This is a genomic window from Flavobacterium kayseriense (genome assembly GCF_014305095.1).
GTDB lineage: Bacteria > Bacteroidota > Bacteroidia > Flavobacteriales > Flavobacteriaceae > Flavobacterium > Flavobacterium kayseriense.
Genome location: NZ_JACRUI010000004.1, coordinates 388537 through 405341, shown reverse-complemented (window position 1 = coordinate 405341; position 16805 = coordinate 388537). Strand labels below are relative to the sequence as shown.

At 35.4% G+C, this 16805-nt stretch carries 12 protein-coding genes; 3 read left to right on the top strand and 9 right to left on the bottom strand.

Annotated features, from left to right (window positions below; translation table 11 throughout):
* Nucleotides 1–43: 43 nt before the first annotated feature.
* Both purB and H8R22_RS13045 read right to left on the bottom strand, forming a co-directional pair.
* Nucleotides 44–1390, bottom strand: coding sequence for an adenylosuccinate lyase (gene purB, locus H8R22_RS13050; protein WP_187010829.1), 1347 nt, complete (start codon nucleotides 1388–1390; stop codon nucleotides 44–46).
* 67 nt (nucleotides 1391–1457) lie between these two features.
* The gene (locus H8R22_RS13045) at nucleotides 1458–2150 is read right to left on the bottom strand and encodes an SIR2 family NAD-dependent protein deacylase (protein WP_187010828.1); all 693 of its coding nucleotides are present in this window, start codon (nucleotides 2148–2150) and stop codon (nucleotides 1458–1460) included.
* Nucleotides 2151–2247: 97 nt separating this feature from the next.
* Between H8R22_RS13045 and H8R22_RS13040 the strand changes: the two genes are divergently transcribed.
* Nucleotides 2248–2619, top strand: a complete 372-nt coding sequence (locus tag H8R22_RS13040; protein ID WP_187010827.1) for a hypothetical protein — start codon at nucleotides 2248–2250, stop codon at nucleotides 2617–2619.
* Nucleotides 2620–2660: 41 nt separating this feature from the next.
* Nucleotides 2661–3323 (top strand): TrmH family RNA methyltransferase, encoded by a 663-nt coding sequence (locus tag H8R22_RS13035; RefSeq protein WP_187010826.1) that lies wholly within the window; start codon nucleotides 2661–2663, stop codon nucleotides 3321–3323.
* Between the two features lie 301 nt (nucleotides 3324–3624).
* Here the strand turns inward: H8R22_RS13035 and katG are convergent, their stop codons facing one another.
* From katG to H8R22_RS13000, 7 genes are all read right to left on the bottom strand, one after another.
* The gene (katG, locus tag H8R22_RS13030) at nucleotides 3625–5886 is read right to left on the bottom strand and encodes a catalase/peroxidase HPI (protein ID WP_187010825.1); all 2262 of its coding nucleotides are present in this window, start codon (nucleotides 5884–5886) and stop codon (nucleotides 3625–3627) included.
* 573 nt (nucleotides 5887–6459) lie between these two features.
* Nucleotides 6460–9807, bottom strand: coding sequence for a preprotein translocase subunit SecA (gene secA, locus H8R22_RS13025; RefSeq protein WP_187010824.1), 3348 nt, complete (start codon nucleotides 9805–9807; stop codon nucleotides 6460–6462).
* An 85-nt stretch (nucleotides 9808–9892) separates the two neighbouring features.
* Entirely contained in the window at nucleotides 9893–10114 is a 222-nt protein-coding gene (locus tag H8R22_RS13020) for a DUF2795 domain-containing protein (RefSeq protein WP_007138072.1), read from the bottom strand.
* A gap of 207 nt (nucleotides 10115–10321) precedes the next feature.
* The gene (locus H8R22_RS13015) at nucleotides 10322–10891 is read right to left on the bottom strand and encodes a cob(I)yrinic acid a,c-diamide adenosyltransferase (RefSeq protein WP_187010823.1); all 570 of its coding nucleotides are present in this window, start codon (nucleotides 10889–10891) and stop codon (nucleotides 10322–10324) included.
* A 275-nt stretch (nucleotides 10892–11166) separates the two neighbouring features.
* Nucleotides 11167–14091 (bottom strand): M16 family metallopeptidase, encoded by a 2925-nt coding sequence (locus H8R22_RS13010; protein WP_187010822.1) that lies wholly within the window; start codon nucleotides 14089–14091, stop codon nucleotides 11167–11169.
* A 48-nt stretch (nucleotides 14092–14139) separates the two neighbouring features.
* A complete protein-coding gene (locus H8R22_RS13005) occupies nucleotides 14140–15000 on the bottom strand; it encodes an ATP-grasp domain-containing protein (RefSeq protein WP_187010821.1) in 861 nt (286 codons plus the stop codon).
* 16 nt (nucleotides 15001–15016) lie between these two features.
* Nucleotides 15017–15709, bottom strand: a complete 693-nt coding sequence (locus tag H8R22_RS13000) for an ABC transporter ATP-binding protein (RefSeq protein ID WP_187010820.1) — start codon at nucleotides 15707–15709, stop codon at nucleotides 15017–15019.
* A gap of 402 nt (nucleotides 15710–16111) precedes the next feature.
* Between H8R22_RS13000 and H8R22_RS12995 the strand changes: the two genes are divergently transcribed.
* On the top strand, nucleotides 16112–16771 hold the full coding sequence (locus tag H8R22_RS12995) for a hypothetical protein (RefSeq protein ID WP_187010819.1): 660 nt from the start codon (nucleotides 16112–16114) through the stop codon (nucleotides 16769–16771).
* Nucleotides 16772–16805 lie beyond the last annotated feature (34 nt).

Here is a 16805-nt window from a genome sequence, read left to right as displayed (position 1 = left end):
CTATCGATAAAGATAGCTTTTTTTACGTATTTCAATCTGCTTTTTAAATTCCTAAGAAATTGCTAGGAGTAATTTGCAGTAATTCGTTTTTTATAGCTTCGGATACTTCTAGTGTTCCTATGAACTCGTGAATGGATGCTTTTGTAATGGCTTCATTTGTTCTGGTCAAGCCTTTTAAAGCTTCGTACGGGTTTGGATATCCTTCACGACGCAATATCGTTTGAATTGCTTCAGCTACTACAGCCCAGTTTTTTTCTAAATCTTCATGAAATTTAGACTCGTTTAATAGTAATTTATTCAACCCTTTCAAAGTCGCTTCAAATGAAATAATAGTGTGTCCCATAGGTACTCCTATGTTTCTCAAAACGGTACTATCCGTCAAGTCACGTTGCAAACGAGAGATAGGTAACTTAGCCGAAAGGTGTTCAAAAATAGCATTAGCAATTCCCAAATTCCCCTCTGAGTTTTCAAAATCAATTGGGTTTACTTTATGGGGCATAGCCGATGATCCTATTTCACCTGCTTTTATTTTTTGTTTAAAATATTCCATTGATACATACGTCCAAATATCTCTGTCAAGATCAATAACAATAGTATTGATTCTTTTTAAAGCATCAAAAAACGCTGCAAAATGGTCGTAATGTTCAATTTGTGTCGTCGGAAAAGAGTGGTGTAATCCTAAAGTGTCACCTACGAACTTGCCTCCAAATTCTTTCCAATCAATTTGCGGATACGCAACATGGTGAGCATTGTAATTTCCAGTTGCTCCTCCAAATTTGGCTGCAAAAGGGACATGAAACAATAATCGCATTTGCTCCTCTAAACGCTCTACAAAAACGCCAATTTCCTTACCCAATCGAGTAGGTGAGGCTGGTTGTCCGTGCGTACGCGCAAGCAACGGAATGTTTGCCCACTCGACACTTAATTCTTTTAATTTAGCAATTAATCCAATTAAGGATGGCATATATACGCTCTCAAAAGCTTCTTTTGTAGAAAGCGGAATAGCTGTATTGTTTATGTCTTGTGATGTCAGTCCAAAATGAATGAATTCTTTATATTGTGATAATCCTAACTTTTCAAATTTATCCTTTATAAAGTACTCTACCGCTTTTACATCGTGGTTTGTTACTTTCTCTGTTTCTTTGATCCAAAGGGCATCCTCAGTAGTAAAGTTTTTATAAATAGCACGCAAACTTTCAAACAAATCGGTTTTAACATCCGCAAGTTGTGGCAATGGTAATTCGCACAAAGCAATAAAATATTCGATTTCAACTAATACGCGGTATTTGATTAAAGCTTCTTCAGAGAAAAAGGGAGCTAGAGAAACAGTTTTACTTCTATATCGTCCATCGATTGGCGAAATAGCATTCAATTCGTTTAAAGTAGTCATTGTTGTGTTATTTGTTGTAAAAGCACAAATGTAAAGCATTAAGGGCAATATCGAAAAGGAATAGTTTTTAAATTAAATCCAAAAGTTCCTTTTTTAACTGCTTCATTCCTTCTGAAGCAATTTCGGGAATTACATACAAGGGATTCCTTAAATTCGGGATTTTGATTGGTTTGGGATCAATGTAGTAAACAGGAGTTGTAGCTTTTGTAAAATCGATTAGCCCTGCGGCGGGATATACTTGTAAGGAGGTTCCAATGACTGCAAAATAATCAGCGGTTTCAGTAAGTTCAACAGCTTCTTCAAGTGCTGGAACTTCCTCGCCAAACCAAACGATATGCGGACGCAATTGCTGTTTATTTTTGTCACAATCGCCAAAATTCAAATCCTCGGTCCAATCTAGAATGTAATTTGGATTTTGGGTGCTTCGTACTTTTAATAACTCACCATGCAGATGCAAAACATTGGTGCTCCCAGCGCGTTTATGTAAGTCATCTACGTTTTGCGTAATGATCTGCACATCAAAGTCATGCTCTAATTCGGCCAAGATATAATGAGCAGCATTGGGATTAACTTCCTTGAGTTGTTTGCGCCTTTGGTTGTAAAAATCCAGTACTAAGGCAGGATTTTTATGCCAACCTTCAGGCGTAGCGACCTCCATTACATTATGTCCTTCCCAAAGTCCGTCACTGTCACGAAAAGTCTTAATACCACTCTCGGCGCTAATTCCAGCTCCCGTCAAAACCACTAATTTCTTTTTCATTTGAATGTTTAAATTGTCTTTTTTATTTACGAATTTATGCTTTAATCAGAATGTATTCTATAAATTTGTTTGTAAATTACTTTTAAAACAAAATGCGATGAATAAAATATATCTCCTTTTCTTATTTATGAGCAGTTCAGTTTTATTGTCCCAAAATACTAATTCTTCTTTGCATGCCCCAAAATTTGAGGACGTTTTTTTACACTTAAATGTCAGTCATTTTGAAGTTAATAAAATATCTTTTGATTTTTCAAAACTAGAAACACCGTTTTCTCTTTATCACCCCATGCCGGGATTAAATGTCTTTAGATTGAATACAAAGTCTTATTATTCTATGGCAAATACAAGTCGCTTGTTGGGGAATGAAATGAAGAGCTATGAGAAAGAACCAATTTTTCCTGATGTAAAAAAAACAAGTTTAGGCGAAGCTGTATTTTTACAGGTGATGAATTCGTTGTTTGACAAGTAAAACTGATTCTTTTTCCTAGTTTTGCAGCAAATAAAACAAATATGATTGACTTAGAGTATCTCGAATTTCTTGAAAATATTTTAACAGATAACCGCAAGGAGCGCTTTTTAAATGTACTAGAAAACCGAACGAATCATTTTACAATTGCTGTAGAGGATATTTTTCAAATGCACAACGCTAGTGCCGTGATGCGCAGTTGTGAGGTTTTTGGTATTCAAGAACTTAATGTTATCGAGGAACGCTACGGAAAAAGTATTGACAAAGAAATTGCCATGGGTGCCCAAAAATGGGTTGATATCAATACATTCGATTCGGTAAAAAGTTGTCTTGATTCTGTAAAAAGCAAAGGCTACCAAATCATAGCCACAACCCCTCATGAAGATGATTGCTTACTAGAGGATTTTGATATTACTAAACCAAGTGCTTTGTTTTTTGGTACGGAGCGAGATGGACTGTCAGAAGAGATTATGCAACGTGCAGATGGTTTTTTAAAAATTCCAATGGTGGGTTTTACGGAGAGCTTGAATATTTCCGTTTCTGCAGCGATTATCATTCAAAACTTGACGAATAGATTGCGACGATCGACCATTGACTGGCATTTAACAGATGAGGAGATGTTAGTTAAGAGATTGGCTTGGGCCAAAAGTTCGATTAAAGATATCAAAAGAATCGAAGCACGTTATTTTGAAGAAAACCCGCGATAAGATTTGTGTTTTAATTTTTGTCATAGATAGTAGTTGTAGTACTGACTGAAAATGCTATGTTTTATGGGAGTAGGGTAGCGAGTATAGTAAGCTCCTACTGTCACCTTATAAAAAAAACATGTAAAGGAATGCTTTAACAAATAGATGGATTAGGCATATTAAGAATGCAAGCATCTATAAGTTTTATAACATGCAACATTAGTTCATAAATATAATCAAGTCAACATAAAAAATCCCCAATTACAATTGTAGTTGGGGATTTTGTCATTATAGTCGCCTTAGATTAAGTAGGCTTTTTGATTTATTTTACATCAAAGCGATCCGCATTCATAACCTTAGTCCAAGCTGTAATAAAATCATTAACAAATTTTTCTTTACTATCGTCTTGAGCATATACTTCAGCATAAGAACGCAAGATAGAGTTAGAACCAAATACTAAATCCATGCGTGTAGCAGTCCATTTAACAACTCCAGTTCTACGATCACAAATATCATACAAGCCTTCTGTTGTTGGTTTCCAGCTATTCCCCATATCAGTTAAGTTCACAAAGAAATCAGTAGTTAACGCACCTATTGAGTTGGTGAAGACACCATGTTTAGTGTTACCATAGTTAGTTCCAAGAACTCTCATCCCTCCTACAAGAACCGTCATTTCTGGCGCTGTTAATCCCATAAGTTGGGAACGATCTAACATCATTTCTTCAGGGCTTATAGTGTAATCTTTTTGATTATAGTTACGGTATCCATCTGATATTGGTTCCAGTGGATCAAATGACTCTGCGTCAGTCATTTCAGCAGTGGCGTCTCCACGTCCAACTGTAAATGGAACAGTAGTTGGAAATCCAGCTGCTTTTGCTGCTTGTTCTACACCTAGGTTACCAGCTAAAACAATCGTATCAGCAACACTAGCGCCAAATTCAGCAGCGATGGGCTCAAGAACAGATAATACATAAGCTAAACGTTGTGGTTCATTTCCTTCCCAGTCTTTTTGAGGTGCTAAACGAATACGCGCACCATTCGCTCCACCACGCATATCTGATCCACGGTACGTACGTGCACTATCCCAAGCTGTATTGATCATGTCTTGCATAGATAATCCAGATGCAGCGATTTTATTTTTTAAACCGTCTACGTCATAATTTTTATTTCCTGCAGGAATTGGGTCTTGCCAGATTAAATCTTCTTGTGGTACATCAGTTCCAAAATATCTTGCTTTTGGTCCCATGTCTCTGTGTGTTAATTTAAACCAAGCACGTGCAAATACATCAGAGAAATACTCCTGATCGTTCATGAATTTCAATGAAATTTCTCTGTAGATTGGGTCTACTTTCATAGCCATATCTGCATCTGTCATCATTGGGTTCAAACGAATACTTGGATCCTCCACATCTACTGGTTTATCTTCGTCCTTGATACTTACGGGTTCGTATTGCCAAGCGCCTGCTGGGCTTTTTACTAGTTCCCATTCATGGTTGAATAACATTTCGAAATAACCACCATCCCATTTTGTAGGGTTAGTTGTCCAAGCGCCTTCTATTCCGCTGGTTACTGCATCTCGGCCTTTTCCTGTTCTTGTAGGGTTGCTCCATCCAAAACCTTGCTCTTCTATTGGTCCGCCTTCTGGAGATTCTCCTAAAATGCTTGCATCACCATTACCGTGTGCTTTACCAACGGTGTGACCTCCCGCTGTTAATGCAGCAGTTTCCTCATCATTCATTGCCATTCTAAGAAAAGTTTCACGTATGTGGGCAGCTGTTTTTAGTGGGTTTGGTTGACCGTTTACTCCTTCTGGGTTTACATAAATTAAACCCATATGCACAGAAGCTAATGGTTTTTCCATTGTAGATGGGTCTTCTAAGTCAGTATAACGTTGCTCACTTGGAGCTAACCATTCTGTTTCAGATCCCCAATAAATATCGATTTCTGGGCTCCAAATATCTGGACGTCCGAATGCGAACCCAAAGGTTTTTAAACCCATGCTCTCGTAGGCGATAGTACCAGCTAGAACCATTAAATCAGCCCAGCTAAGTTTGTTTCCGTATTTTTTCTTGATAGGCCATAAAAGTCTTCTGGCTTTGTCTAAACTAGCGTTGTCTGGCCAAGAGTTCAATGGGGCAAAACGTTGGTTTCCAGTTCCACCTCCACCACGACCATCAAAAGTTCGGTATGACCCAGCAACGTGCCAACTAAGACGAATCATCAATCCTCCGTAATGTCCCCAATCTGCAGGCCACCAATCTTGGCTATCTGTCATTAAAGCATGAACATCTTTTTTTAAGGCATCAATGTCTAATTTCTTTAGCTCTTCGTGATAATTAAAGTCTTTTCCTAGCGGATTAAGTTTCGTGTCATTTTGGTGTAAAATATCCAAATTAAGTGCATTAGGCCACCAACTTGTAACTGCTGCTTGATTTCCTGTATTTGAACCGTGCATTACAGGACACTTACCTGCTGATGCAGAATGAGAATGATTGCCTTCTACTATTGTTGTTCCGTCAGGTGCAGGAGCTTGTCCGTGGTTTACCGGACATTTACCTTGCTCGTTGTTTGTATTATTTTCCATATTTAAAATTTTATGAGTTGGTTATCGTTTTCTTTTAACAAATCTACACTATTAGTGTCTTTGATTGGGTAAGTAGTAATCTTGATATTTTATTAAGCGATAGTAAAAAACTATAACGGTTTTTTAATCCATAGTTTAAATATATGTCTTATATTTTGGCCTCCTATCAAAAGTAACGAAAATTGATGAAATAGGGGTAGAGGTAAGTGTCTGATTTTGTGTAATTATGATTTTTTTAGCAGTTAGGCGATACTACTTTATAGGTTATTTAGCAATAGCAAAGGATTTTAGGTCTGGTTTGTTAGCGTTACGTTATTTGATGCTAAGCGCTTTTATTGAGGCGAATAATTTTATATTTTGATGGTTAGCCCTGATAGTAGTGGAAAGCCTATGCAGATTGAAAGCTACTTTTTTCTAGTGGTGACAGAGCGACCAGCGGAAGCTCCTGCCAGCGCTTTGAAAAAGAGCTGTAAAACGAATAGCTTGTAGCGAATAGCAGGATTGGCTAGAGGCAAAAAAAATCCCCAACTACTTTCGTAATTGGGGATTGTTAATTAGCTAGATGAAGAATTATTATTCGTTTACAATAACCCAAGCTCCAGTTGTTAATAAAGCCTCTGCTTTTTTATATTTCATAGTTTCTGTTTTACCAGTTGCTATTTCTTTAAGAGTTACAGTATCGTTGCGATTGATTTTTGGCATGTCTCGAACAATAGTTTCTGTTACTTGACGTGGTTGCGTTTCTCCTGCTTCACGATTCATGTTCTCGCTGTTTGGAATTTCGTCTTTACTTAATTGCAAATTTTCTTTTGGACGAGTTACCTCTCTTGCTTCCTGAATTTCTGGAGCTGACTGCTGTGGCAAATCACCTTTGAACAAGAATGATATAACTTCCTTATTGATACCGTTAAGCATACCATTGAATAAGTTGAAAGCTTCAAATTTGTAAATAAGCAATGGATCTTTTTGTTCGTGAACAGCCAATTGAACTGATTGTTTCAATTCGTCCATTTTACGTAAGTGTTTTTTCCAAGCTTCGTCAACAATAGATAATGTGATGTTTTTTTCAAAATCAGCGATTAATTGCTTTCCTTCTGTCTCGTATGCGCGCTTTAGATCAGTAACTACATTTAATGATTTAACACCATCTGTAAAAGGAACGACGATACGCTCAAACTGATTGTCTTTGTCTTCGAAAATGTTTTTAACGATTGGGAAGGCTTCTCTAGCGCTACGATCACATTTTTCGTTGTAATATTTTAATGCTTCTTTGTACACTTTCCCCGTCAACTCCATTTCTGTCGTTTTCGCAAAATCGCTTTCGCTTACAGGAGAGGTGATTGAGAAATAACGAATCAAATCAAATTCGAATGATTTGAAATCATTTGTTGCTTTTGTATTTTGAACGATTAGTTCGCAAGTGTCATATAACATGTTTGCGATATCTAATTTTAAACGCTCTCCAAACAAGGCATGACGACGACGTTTGTATACGACTTCACGTTGTGCATTCATAACATCATCATACTCTAATAAACGTTTACGGACACCAAAGTTATTTTCTTCTACTTTTTTCTGAGCACGCTCGATAGACTTCGTCATCATAGAATGTTGGATTACTTCTCCTTCTTCTAGTCCCATTCTGTCCATTACTTTAGCAACTCTTTCAGAACCAAACAAACGCATTAAGTTGTCTTCTAGCGAAACGTAGAATTGTGAACTTCCCACATCTCCTTGACGTCCTGCACGACCACGTAACTGGCGGTCAACACGACGTGAATCGTGACGTTCTGTACCTACGATGGCTAATCCACCTGCTGCTTTTACTTCAGCAGATAATTTGATATCCGTTCCACGACCTGCCATGTTGGTTGCAATAGTAACTACTCCTGGTTTACCTGCATCCTCAACGATTTGTGCCTCTTGCTTGTGCATTTTGGCATTCAACACGTTATGAGTAACCCCTCTCATTTTAAGCATACGGCTTAACAATTCAGAGATTTCAACAGAGGTAGTACCAATAAGTACCGGGCGACCTGCTTTTGATAATTCGGTTACATCTTCAATTACCGCGTTAAATTTTTCACGTGTTGTTTTGTAGATGAAATCTTCTTTGTCTTGACGTGCCATTGGTCTGTTGGTTGGAATCTCTACCACATCCAATTTATATATTTCCCAAAGCTCTCCAGCCTCAGTAACCGCTGTTCCAGTCATACCCCCTAATTTGTTGTACATTCTGAAATAGTTTTGCAAAGTTACCGTTGCAAAAGTTTGAGTAGCCGCTTCGATTTTTACATTCTCTTTGGCTTCAATCGCTTGGTGTAGTCCGTCAGAATAACGACGACCGTCCATAATACGACCTGTTTGCTCATCGACAATCATAATTTTGTTGTCCATGATCACGTATTCTACATCTTTTTCAAATAAAGAGTATGCTTTTAACAACTGTGTTAAAGTGTGGATACGCTCACTTTTGATACTGAAATCTTGGAATAGAACTTCTTTTTCTTCCGCTTCAGCGTCTTTGTCTAATTTTTTCTTTTCGATGTTAGCAATTTCGGTACCAATATCTGGTAGAACGAAAAAGTCAGCATCAGTATCTCCTGATAGGAATTTGATACCATTATCAGTCAATTCTACTTGATTGTTTTTTTCTTCAATTACAAAATACAACGCTTCATCAATTTTATGCATTTCACGGTTGTTGTCCTGCATGTATTGATTCTCTGTTTTTTGAAGCAATTGTTTGATTCCTTCTTCACTTAAAAACTTAATTAAAGCTTTGTTTTTAGGCAATGCTCTATAAGCTCTTAACAATTGGAAACCACCTTCTTTTGTATTTCCTTCTTTGATTAACTTTTTAGCTTCAGTTAAAAAACCAGTTGCTAGCTGACGTTGTAAACTTACTAGATTTTCGATTTTTGGTTTCAACTCGTTGAACTCATGACGATCTCCTTGAGGTACTGGACCAGAGATGATTAATGGTGTTCTAGCATCATCAATCAAAACAGAATCTACCTCATCGACAATAGCGAAGTTGTGTTTTCTTTGCACTAAATCAGCCGGTGAGTGTGCCATATTATCTCTTAGGTAATCAAAGCCAAATTCATTGTTGGTACCATAAGTGATATCAGCATCGTATGCTTTTTTTCTACCTTCAGAGTTCGGTTGGTGATTATCAATACAATCAACAGTTAATCCATGGAATTCAAATAAAGGAGCTTTCCATGTACTATCACGTTTGGCCAAGTAATCATTCACGGTTACTAAATGCACACCATTGCCGGTTAAGGCATTTAAATATAAAGGTAATGTTGCAACTAATGTTTTACCCTCACCCGTTTGCATCTCAGCTACCTTACCTTCATGCAGTACCATACCACCAATTAACTGAACATCATAATGAATCATGTCCCAAGTAATTTCTTTACCAGCAGCATTCCATTTGTTATGCCAAGTTGCGGTATCAGCCACTAGTGTAACATACGGTTTTGTCGATGAGAATTCACGATCAGCAGTAGTAGCTGTAACAGTGATTTCTGCATTGTCTTTAAAACGTCTTGCTGTTTCTTTTACAACTGCAAAAGCCTCAGGAAGAATATCCATTAAGGTTTTTTCAGATACCGTGTAAGCCTCTTTCTCTAGAGCATCAATTTCACTGTAAAGATCTTCTCTTTTGTCAATGTCTTCGATTCCTTCTACTTCTTTTTTCAGAGCTGCAATTTTAGCATCAACACCTGCTCTAGCAGTTTTGATTGTTTCTTTAAAGAAAACAGTTCTTCCTCTTAACTCATCATGCGATAACGCTATTAGGGTATTTTCAAAAGTTTTAATTTTGTTTAAGTAGGGTTGCAAAGCCTTTACGTCTTTTTGGGATTTGTCTCCCACAAAGGCTTTAATAATGCTATTTATGAAACTCATAATATTATATATTTCTAATTAGTGTATCTCGCTGTAAATTTAACCAAAAAAAAAGCCTCTTTTGAGACTTTTTCTGGGTTGTTTTTTAATACTCATCCTCATTCCAAAGATAATCTTCGTCTGTAGGGTAATCTGGCCAAATCTCTTCCATTGATTCGTATATCTCGCCTTCATCTTCAATAGATTGTAAGTTCTCTACTACTTCTAGTGGAGCTCCTGCACGTATAGCGTAATCAATAAGTTCGTCTTTGTTAGCAGGCCACGGTGCATCACTTAGGTAGGATGCTAATTCTAATGTCCAATACATCTTTTGTCGATTTAGTTTTGTGCAAAAATAAATTTTTTACTGAAAAAGACAAGTAAAAAATCATTTATTTTCAAAAAAAGTTAAGAACGTTGTGTTTGATATTTAGTTGCGAGTTGCAATAAACAATTTTTAACTCCTAAAAATGATGTAAAACATTTTTAAAGAGTCATCAATCAATGGATTAAAGCGTAATCTAAAATTACAGTTTTATTTTCTTGGAATCCATTTTACTTCCTCCGCTTTAAGGTCAAAAGACAACTTTCGTGCCAATACAAAAAGATAGTCAGAAAGTCGGTTTAGGTAGGTAATTGCTATCTCAGCAATAGGTTCATTGTGGTTTAAATGAACTGCTAAACGCTCTGCACGACGGCATACGCAGCGTGCTATATGACAATGTGACACGGTTGTGTGGCCTCCTGGTAATACAAAATGAGTCATAGGTGGCAAATCAGCTTCCATCTTGTCGATTTCGTTTTCAAGAAGCTCAACATCTGAATCTAAAATGCCTAATTTTTGCAGTCTAAGTTCTCCATTTTTCAATACTTCTTTTTCTTGTGGTGTCGCTAAAATGGCGCCAATAGTAAAAAGTCGATCTTGGATTTCAGCTAAAATATCTTTATAGTGCACATTCATTTCTTGATCACGAACTAATCCTATGTAGGAGTTTAATTCGTCAACGGTTCCGTAGCTCTCTATTCGAATATGATCTTTAGGGACTCTGGTTCCTCCAAAAAGCGAGGTTGTTCCTTTGTCTCCTGTTTTAGTATATACTTTCATTTGAATTCTTATGATTATCTAGTCGTTTACAAACTAGGTTTTACTTATGTTTAAGCCAATTAGCTTGTTTATGGTGCTCCTTAATTTATATAATGTTCAATGCCGCGTTTTCTGTTTAGTACCTTTAGGGTTAAAAGCTGTAAATGCGTTTCTCATTGATTGCCTCAAAGATAAAGTAAGTATACGGAAAGAAAAAAAGGATTTTAATCTATATCAGCCTTTAAGCAAGAAAAGCCACTCTTTCGAATGGCTTTTCCTATCTAAGTCTATTATATTTAGTAGCCAAAGATTTCTTCTAACGATAGTTTTTTAACTTCTCCTAACTTCTGCATTTCTTCCATAGGAATATTTTTTTCTGAAGCTACAATTGCATAAGTAAATGGTTTTTTAGAGATGTTTTTACTCTGAAAAGCAACGATGTCATTCATAGTGATATTGTTGACAGTGTTATAACTTTCTTTTCGAATGTCCTCTGTTAAACCAAGTTCTTTCGCTGCTAAATAATTATAGATGATATTGTCTTGTGTGATTCTTTCCGTTTCAATATCTTTCTTCACTTGTGTTTTAGCTAATGCAAGATTGTTCGTTAATTCTGGCATTGTAGTTAATAATTCGTTCATGCTAGAAGCAGCATCTTTGAATTTATCGGCTTGACTTCCTACATATCCCATGTAGTAGTAAGAATCAGTTTTCTTTTGTGGTGCAATATAATAGCCAAAAGTACTATATGCTAGTGCTTTACTTTCTCTAATTGTTTGGAATACGATTGACCCCATTCCTCCACCAAAATAATTATTGAAAACATTAACGACTGTGTTTTGTTTTGCATCGTATTTATCTGTGTTTCTAATCCATCTTGTTTCTGCTTGTACCATGTCGTAATCAGCAAAAAGAACTTGATTTTTAGTTTGTTCCGCTTGTTTGAATTCTTTTGGAGCAGAAGCTACAGCAAATTTAGCAGGAATAGCGTGTGTTTTTTGTAATTCAGTAACTAATGACTTAAGATCTTTAGGGCCATAGTAAATTACAGTTTGTTCGTAATTGTTAATACCTTTAATTTTTTGGATTAATTCAGCAGATGTTATAGTGGCTAAATCCTCGTTAGAAAAGCTATTGTTAAATTTGTTTTTTGGTCCATACATAGCGTAGCTTGTCAATCCTTGTAAAATAGCATTTTTATTGGCTTTAGCATCAGTTCTTGATTTTGTAATTCTAGCTAAAAGCGCTTTTAACGCAGCTTCATCTGGTTGTACGTTGTTGATGACTTCCTCGTAGAGTTGTACTGCTTTACCAAAGTTTTCTTGTAAACCTTCGATTGAGACAGTGGTATATTCTTCACCTGTACTCACATTAAAACTACACGCAATAGTGTAAAATGCTTTTGCAATTTCTTCAGATGATTTTTTATCTGTCCCTAAAAAACGGATGTATTGCGTAGCCAATGATTGCTTTAAATCATTTAGAGTTCCTATTTTATATCTGTATTTTAAACGGAAAATTTGATTGTCAGTGTTTGGTACATATAAAACTGTTGCAGGTCCAATATTTGATTTTTGAATGTCCTTGTTGTAATCAATAAAAACAGGTTTACTCGCATTGCTTGGCATTGCATCGATTCCTGTTACAAAAGGAGATTGTTTATCCGCATTTGTTGCAACTGGTGTAATTTGTGGTTTTTCAATATTTTCCGAAGCTGTTTTTTCTCCTTTTCTCTTGTAAATAGCCGCGTAATTATCTTTTAAATACTTGTTTGCAAAAGCAACAATATCTTCTTTTTTAATTTTAGATAAATTGTCTACGTAAGCTACCTGATCTTTCCAATCTAATTCTGAAGTAAAAGCATCCATTAGCGTGCTTGCTCTATCTGAATATTTTTCAGTTTCGTAAATTTTATCTTTTTTAATATTGTTAATGATTGATGTGATCAATTGGTCATCAAAATTTCCTTTTTTAAGATTTTCAATTTCGTTTAGCACTAAGCTTTTTACTTCGTCAAGCGATTGTCCATTAGTGGGAGCCGCTGACAGATATAAAATTCCGTGATCGATCAAAGTATAGGTAAAAGCACTTGCGTTAAGTAATCTCTGTTTCTTAACTAAGTTTAGATCCATTAAACCTGCTTTTCCGTTAGTCAAAATTTTGCCAACGAGATCCGCTAACAGCACATCTTTGTCTTTATTACCAGGCAATCTAAATCCGATAGTTAAATTTTCAGCATCTGGTCCAACAATTTCTTTAATAATCGGAGCTGTTATAGGGGCTTCATTTTCGAATGTATATTTCTGGAATGGTTTCGTTTGCATTTGACCAAATGACTTGTCAATTTTAGCAATTACTTCATCAGCATTAAAGTCACCAGACAAAATAATTCCCATGTTATTGGGAACATAATATTTGTTAAAATAATTTCTAATTTCAACTAATGAGGGATTTTTTAGATGCTCAACTGTACCAATAGTAGTTTGAAGACCATAGTTATGTTTCTTGAACAAACTAGCAAATAACTCTTCGAATACTTTACTACCATCACTATCTAATGATCTGTTTTTTTCTTCGTAGACAGCCTCTAATTCTGTGTGAAAAATTCTAAAAATAGGATTTCTAAAACGTTCTGATTGTACGGCTAAATATTTATCCAATGAGCTGCTAGGAACATCATCTGTGTAAACGGTTTGCTCAAAAGAGGTAAAGGCATTGGTTCCTTGCGCTCCCATTGCACTCATCATTTTGTCATATTCATTAGCGATAGAATATTTACTAGCTACACCAGAAATAGAATCGATTGCTTTGTATATTTTTTTTCTTTTTGTTTCGTCTTTGCTTTTGTTGTATTGCTCATACAAATCACCAATTTTGTCTAACTCGACTTTCTCCTTAGCCCAGTCTTGTGTTCCATATTTATCAGTACCCTTAAAAAGCATGTGCTCGAGATAATGTGCTAATCCAGTATTTGTTGCTGGATCTGTTTTGCTGCCTGCTTTTACGGCTACGTATGCCTGAATTCTTGGATCCTTGTTTGTGGGACTTAGAATAACGGTTAAACCATTTTTCAACGTATAAAAACGGGCCTTAGCCGGATCGTTTGATACGTATTTGTATTCGTAACCATTACTAGTTTGCTTTTTCCATTCAAATGGAGTTTGTCCTTGTGAAATAACACTGACAAACAGAGCAATCAAAATTAAAATTGATTTTTTCATTGTTTTTTTGTTTGTTAATAAAATTGTTTTAGTTTTCTTTCTAATTGGTTATGGCTGTATTGAATTAATAATTGCTTGTGTAAATCTTTCAGTAGCACCATCACTCAAATTAAGATATAGGTCAGGTTCTATGCACTCGACTTCCATCAAATGCAATTGATTATCGATTATAATACCGTCTACTCTGGCATACAATAAATCATCTGCAAAACGATTCACTATTTTTTGCGCCTGAGTGATTAAATTGCTGTTAGGTTCAACTAAAGTATATTTCCCGCCAAACTGTACCTGGATTCTAAAGTCTCCTTCTACAGGTTTTTTATTTACAGCATGAGAGAATTTTTTATTAAAAAAGATAAATGATGTTTCTCCTAAAGATAGAATTTCAGGGATGAATTCCTGTAAAAGCAATTCTTTTTCAGCTGCTATCACTTTATATTGAAGACTAATAATTTCGCTATCGGTTATGTCAAAAACTTCAGTTTGGTATGATCCAGCCGAAAAAGCGGGTTTTATAACTGCTTTTTTCCAAGTGGAAGGGATTAAAGTTTTTAAACTCAAATTTGATGTTTTATTAATAAAAATGGTTGGCAGTATTTGAACTCCTTGTTGTTCCATTTCTCGCAAATAAAACTTATGCTTGTTTTCTTTTATAATAGCAATTGAGTTTAGGGTTTTGATTCCTAATTTTTCAATCTTAGTAAGCCAGGTATTAAACTGGACTTCTTTTTCAAAATAGTCCCAAGTATTTCTAAAAACTAAGTAATCAAAATCAGACCAATTAACATTTGGATTATCCCAAATTACTGGAATAGCTAGAATAGAATGCTTAGCGAGCTCTAATATCAAAGGTTGGTCCTGAGGGGTTAGCTCAGGTAATTGATTACAAGTTAGTATTGCAATTTTCATGTACTATATTTGCTAATTATTTTTCCTTACGAGTATCACTTTCCACAACTCCATCTCGTAGTCTAATAATACGGTGAGCATACTCAGCAATTTCTTCTTCGTGCGTAACTAATATAACAGTATTGCCATTAGCATGTATTTCATTAAAAAGTTTCATGATTTCTACAGATGTTTTACTGTCTAAGTTTCCTGTAGGCTCATCTGCAAGGATAATAGAAGGTTTGTTTACTAAAGCGCGTGCTACCGCAACACGTTGTCTTTGTCCTCCTGATAGTTGGTTAGAGTGGTGGTCCATGCGATCTGAGAGGCCAACTTGAGTCAAAACTTCTTCGGCTCGTGCTTTACGTTCTGATTTTGAATAACCGGCATAGATCATTGGTAGAGCCACATTGTCTAAAGCAGTTGTTCTTGGTAATAAATTAAATGTTTGAAATACAAAGCCAATTTCCTTATTGCGGATTTCAGCAAGCTCATCGTCTTTCATTTTACTAACATCTTTTCCATTCAGAATGTAGCTACCAGAAGTGGGAGTATCCAAGCACCCAAGGAGATTCATCAAAGTAGATTTTCCAGAACCCGAAGGTCCCATTAACGCGACATATTCTCCTTTATTAATCTCTAAATCGATTCCTTTTAAGACATAAACAATTTCTTCTCCTAGAACAAAATTTCTTTTTATATCGGATATTTTAATTAATGGGTTTTCCATTTAAAGCTATAGTTGATGATTTATTAATGCAGACCTTAAAAGTACGAAACTCTTTGCCTCTTTGTATAAGTTGTATTAAATGCATTTTTGTTACACGCTTATCATTTTAAATAGATAAAATATTTCTTTCATAATGTATTTGATAGGCCGCACTTATATAGATAATATAGTATAATAGTACCATTTGTAACAATGCATTAAATTAGCTGTGAAGATAGCAACTTCTCCTAATTAAATTTTAGATTATAGTTTTATATTATTACCTGCTAATGTTATATAATTTTAATATTTTATCAAAATTATCATAATTTTATTAATTAATTACAAGATTATAATGTTTGTATTGAACATATTGTAATTGTGTTTACATTTGCTTCATACTAACAATTAAAAAAATAAATTATGAAAAGTAGCAACTTAATTCTAGGACTTACAGTAATTGCTCTAGGTTTTACATCATGTAAAAATGAAAAACAAAAAGAAGCAGAAAAAACAGTTGATAGTTACGTAGTTTACGTAGACTCTATAGGAAATGTAACTCAGGATGAAGCCAAAACAAATTGGGAAGCTATCGAGGCTAATTATACTGTAAAGATGAATCAAGCTGAAACGGCACTTACAGATCTTGAAGGAAATAAAGAAATGGCAGAGAAAATCGAAGCCAGCAAAGTAAAGTACCAATCATTAAAAGATGCTATTCAAGCTGAAATTGCTGCTGAAATGCCAAGCGGTAAACAATTAATACGTAATTCATTGTTTGGAGAAGGTAAAATAGGAGAGGATATGAACTTTGCTTGGGTAAATGCCTCTAATATCTTAGGAGTATATGACCAATTCGTAAATACAGTTCAAGCAAATAAAGATACTTATTCACGTGAGGACTGGGATGAAATTAAACTAATGTATGAAGCGTTAGATAGTAGGAAAAATACAGTTGAGAAAGAAGGTTTGTCATCTGATGATAACAGAAAAATCGCTGGCTTGAAATTGAAATTTGCTCCTATGTACACATTGAACAGAATGGGTGCTAAGACAGAAGAAATGGAAAAAGCTAAACAATAATAAATTGGTTATATTGGTTAAAATGACAGTCAGT

Coding starts and splice junctions, on each gene's coding strand:
- secA (WP_187010824.1), bottom strand. CDS start 9,807: ATGAGTTTCATAAATAGCATTATTAAAGCCTTTGTGGGAGACAAATCC.
- H8R22_RS13045 (WP_187010828.1), bottom strand. CDS start 2,150: ATGAAAAAGAAATTAGTGGTTTTGACGGGAGCTGGAATTAGCGCCGAG.
- H8R22_RS12995 (WP_187010819.1), top strand. CDS start 16,112: ATGAAAAGTAGCAACTTAATTCTAGGACTTACAGTAATTGCTCTAGGT.
- H8R22_RS13015 (WP_187010823.1), bottom strand. CDS start 10,891: ATGAAAGTATATACTAAAACAGGAGACAAAGGAACAACCTCGCTTTTT.
- H8R22_RS13005 (WP_187010821.1), bottom strand. CDS start 15,000: ATGAAAATTGCAATACTAACTTGTAATCAATTACCTGAGCTAACCCCT.
- katG (WP_187010825.1), bottom strand. CDS start 5,886: ATGGAAAATAATACAAACAACGAGCAAGGTAAATGTCCGGTAAACCAC.
- H8R22_RS13040 (WP_187010827.1), top strand. CDS start 2,248: ATGAATAAAATATATCTCCTTTTCTTATTTATGAGCAGTTCAGTTTTA.
- H8R22_RS13010 (WP_187010822.1), bottom strand. CDS start 14,091: ATGAAAAAATCAATTTTAATTTTGATTGCTCTGTTTGTCAGTGTTATT.
- H8R22_RS13000 (WP_187010820.1), bottom strand. CDS start 15,709: ATGGAAAACCCATTAATTAAAATATCCGATATAAAAAGAAATTTTGTT.
- H8R22_RS13020 (WP_007138072.1), bottom strand. CDS start 10,114: ATGTATTGGACATTAGAATTAGCATCCTACCTAAGTGATGCACCGTGG.
- purB (WP_187010829.1), bottom strand. CDS start 1,390: ATGACTACTTTAAACGAATTGAATGCTATTTCGCCAATCGATGGACGA.
- H8R22_RS13035 (WP_187010826.1), top strand. CDS start 2,661: ATGATTGACTTAGAGTATCTCGAATTTCTTGAAAATATTTTAACAGAT.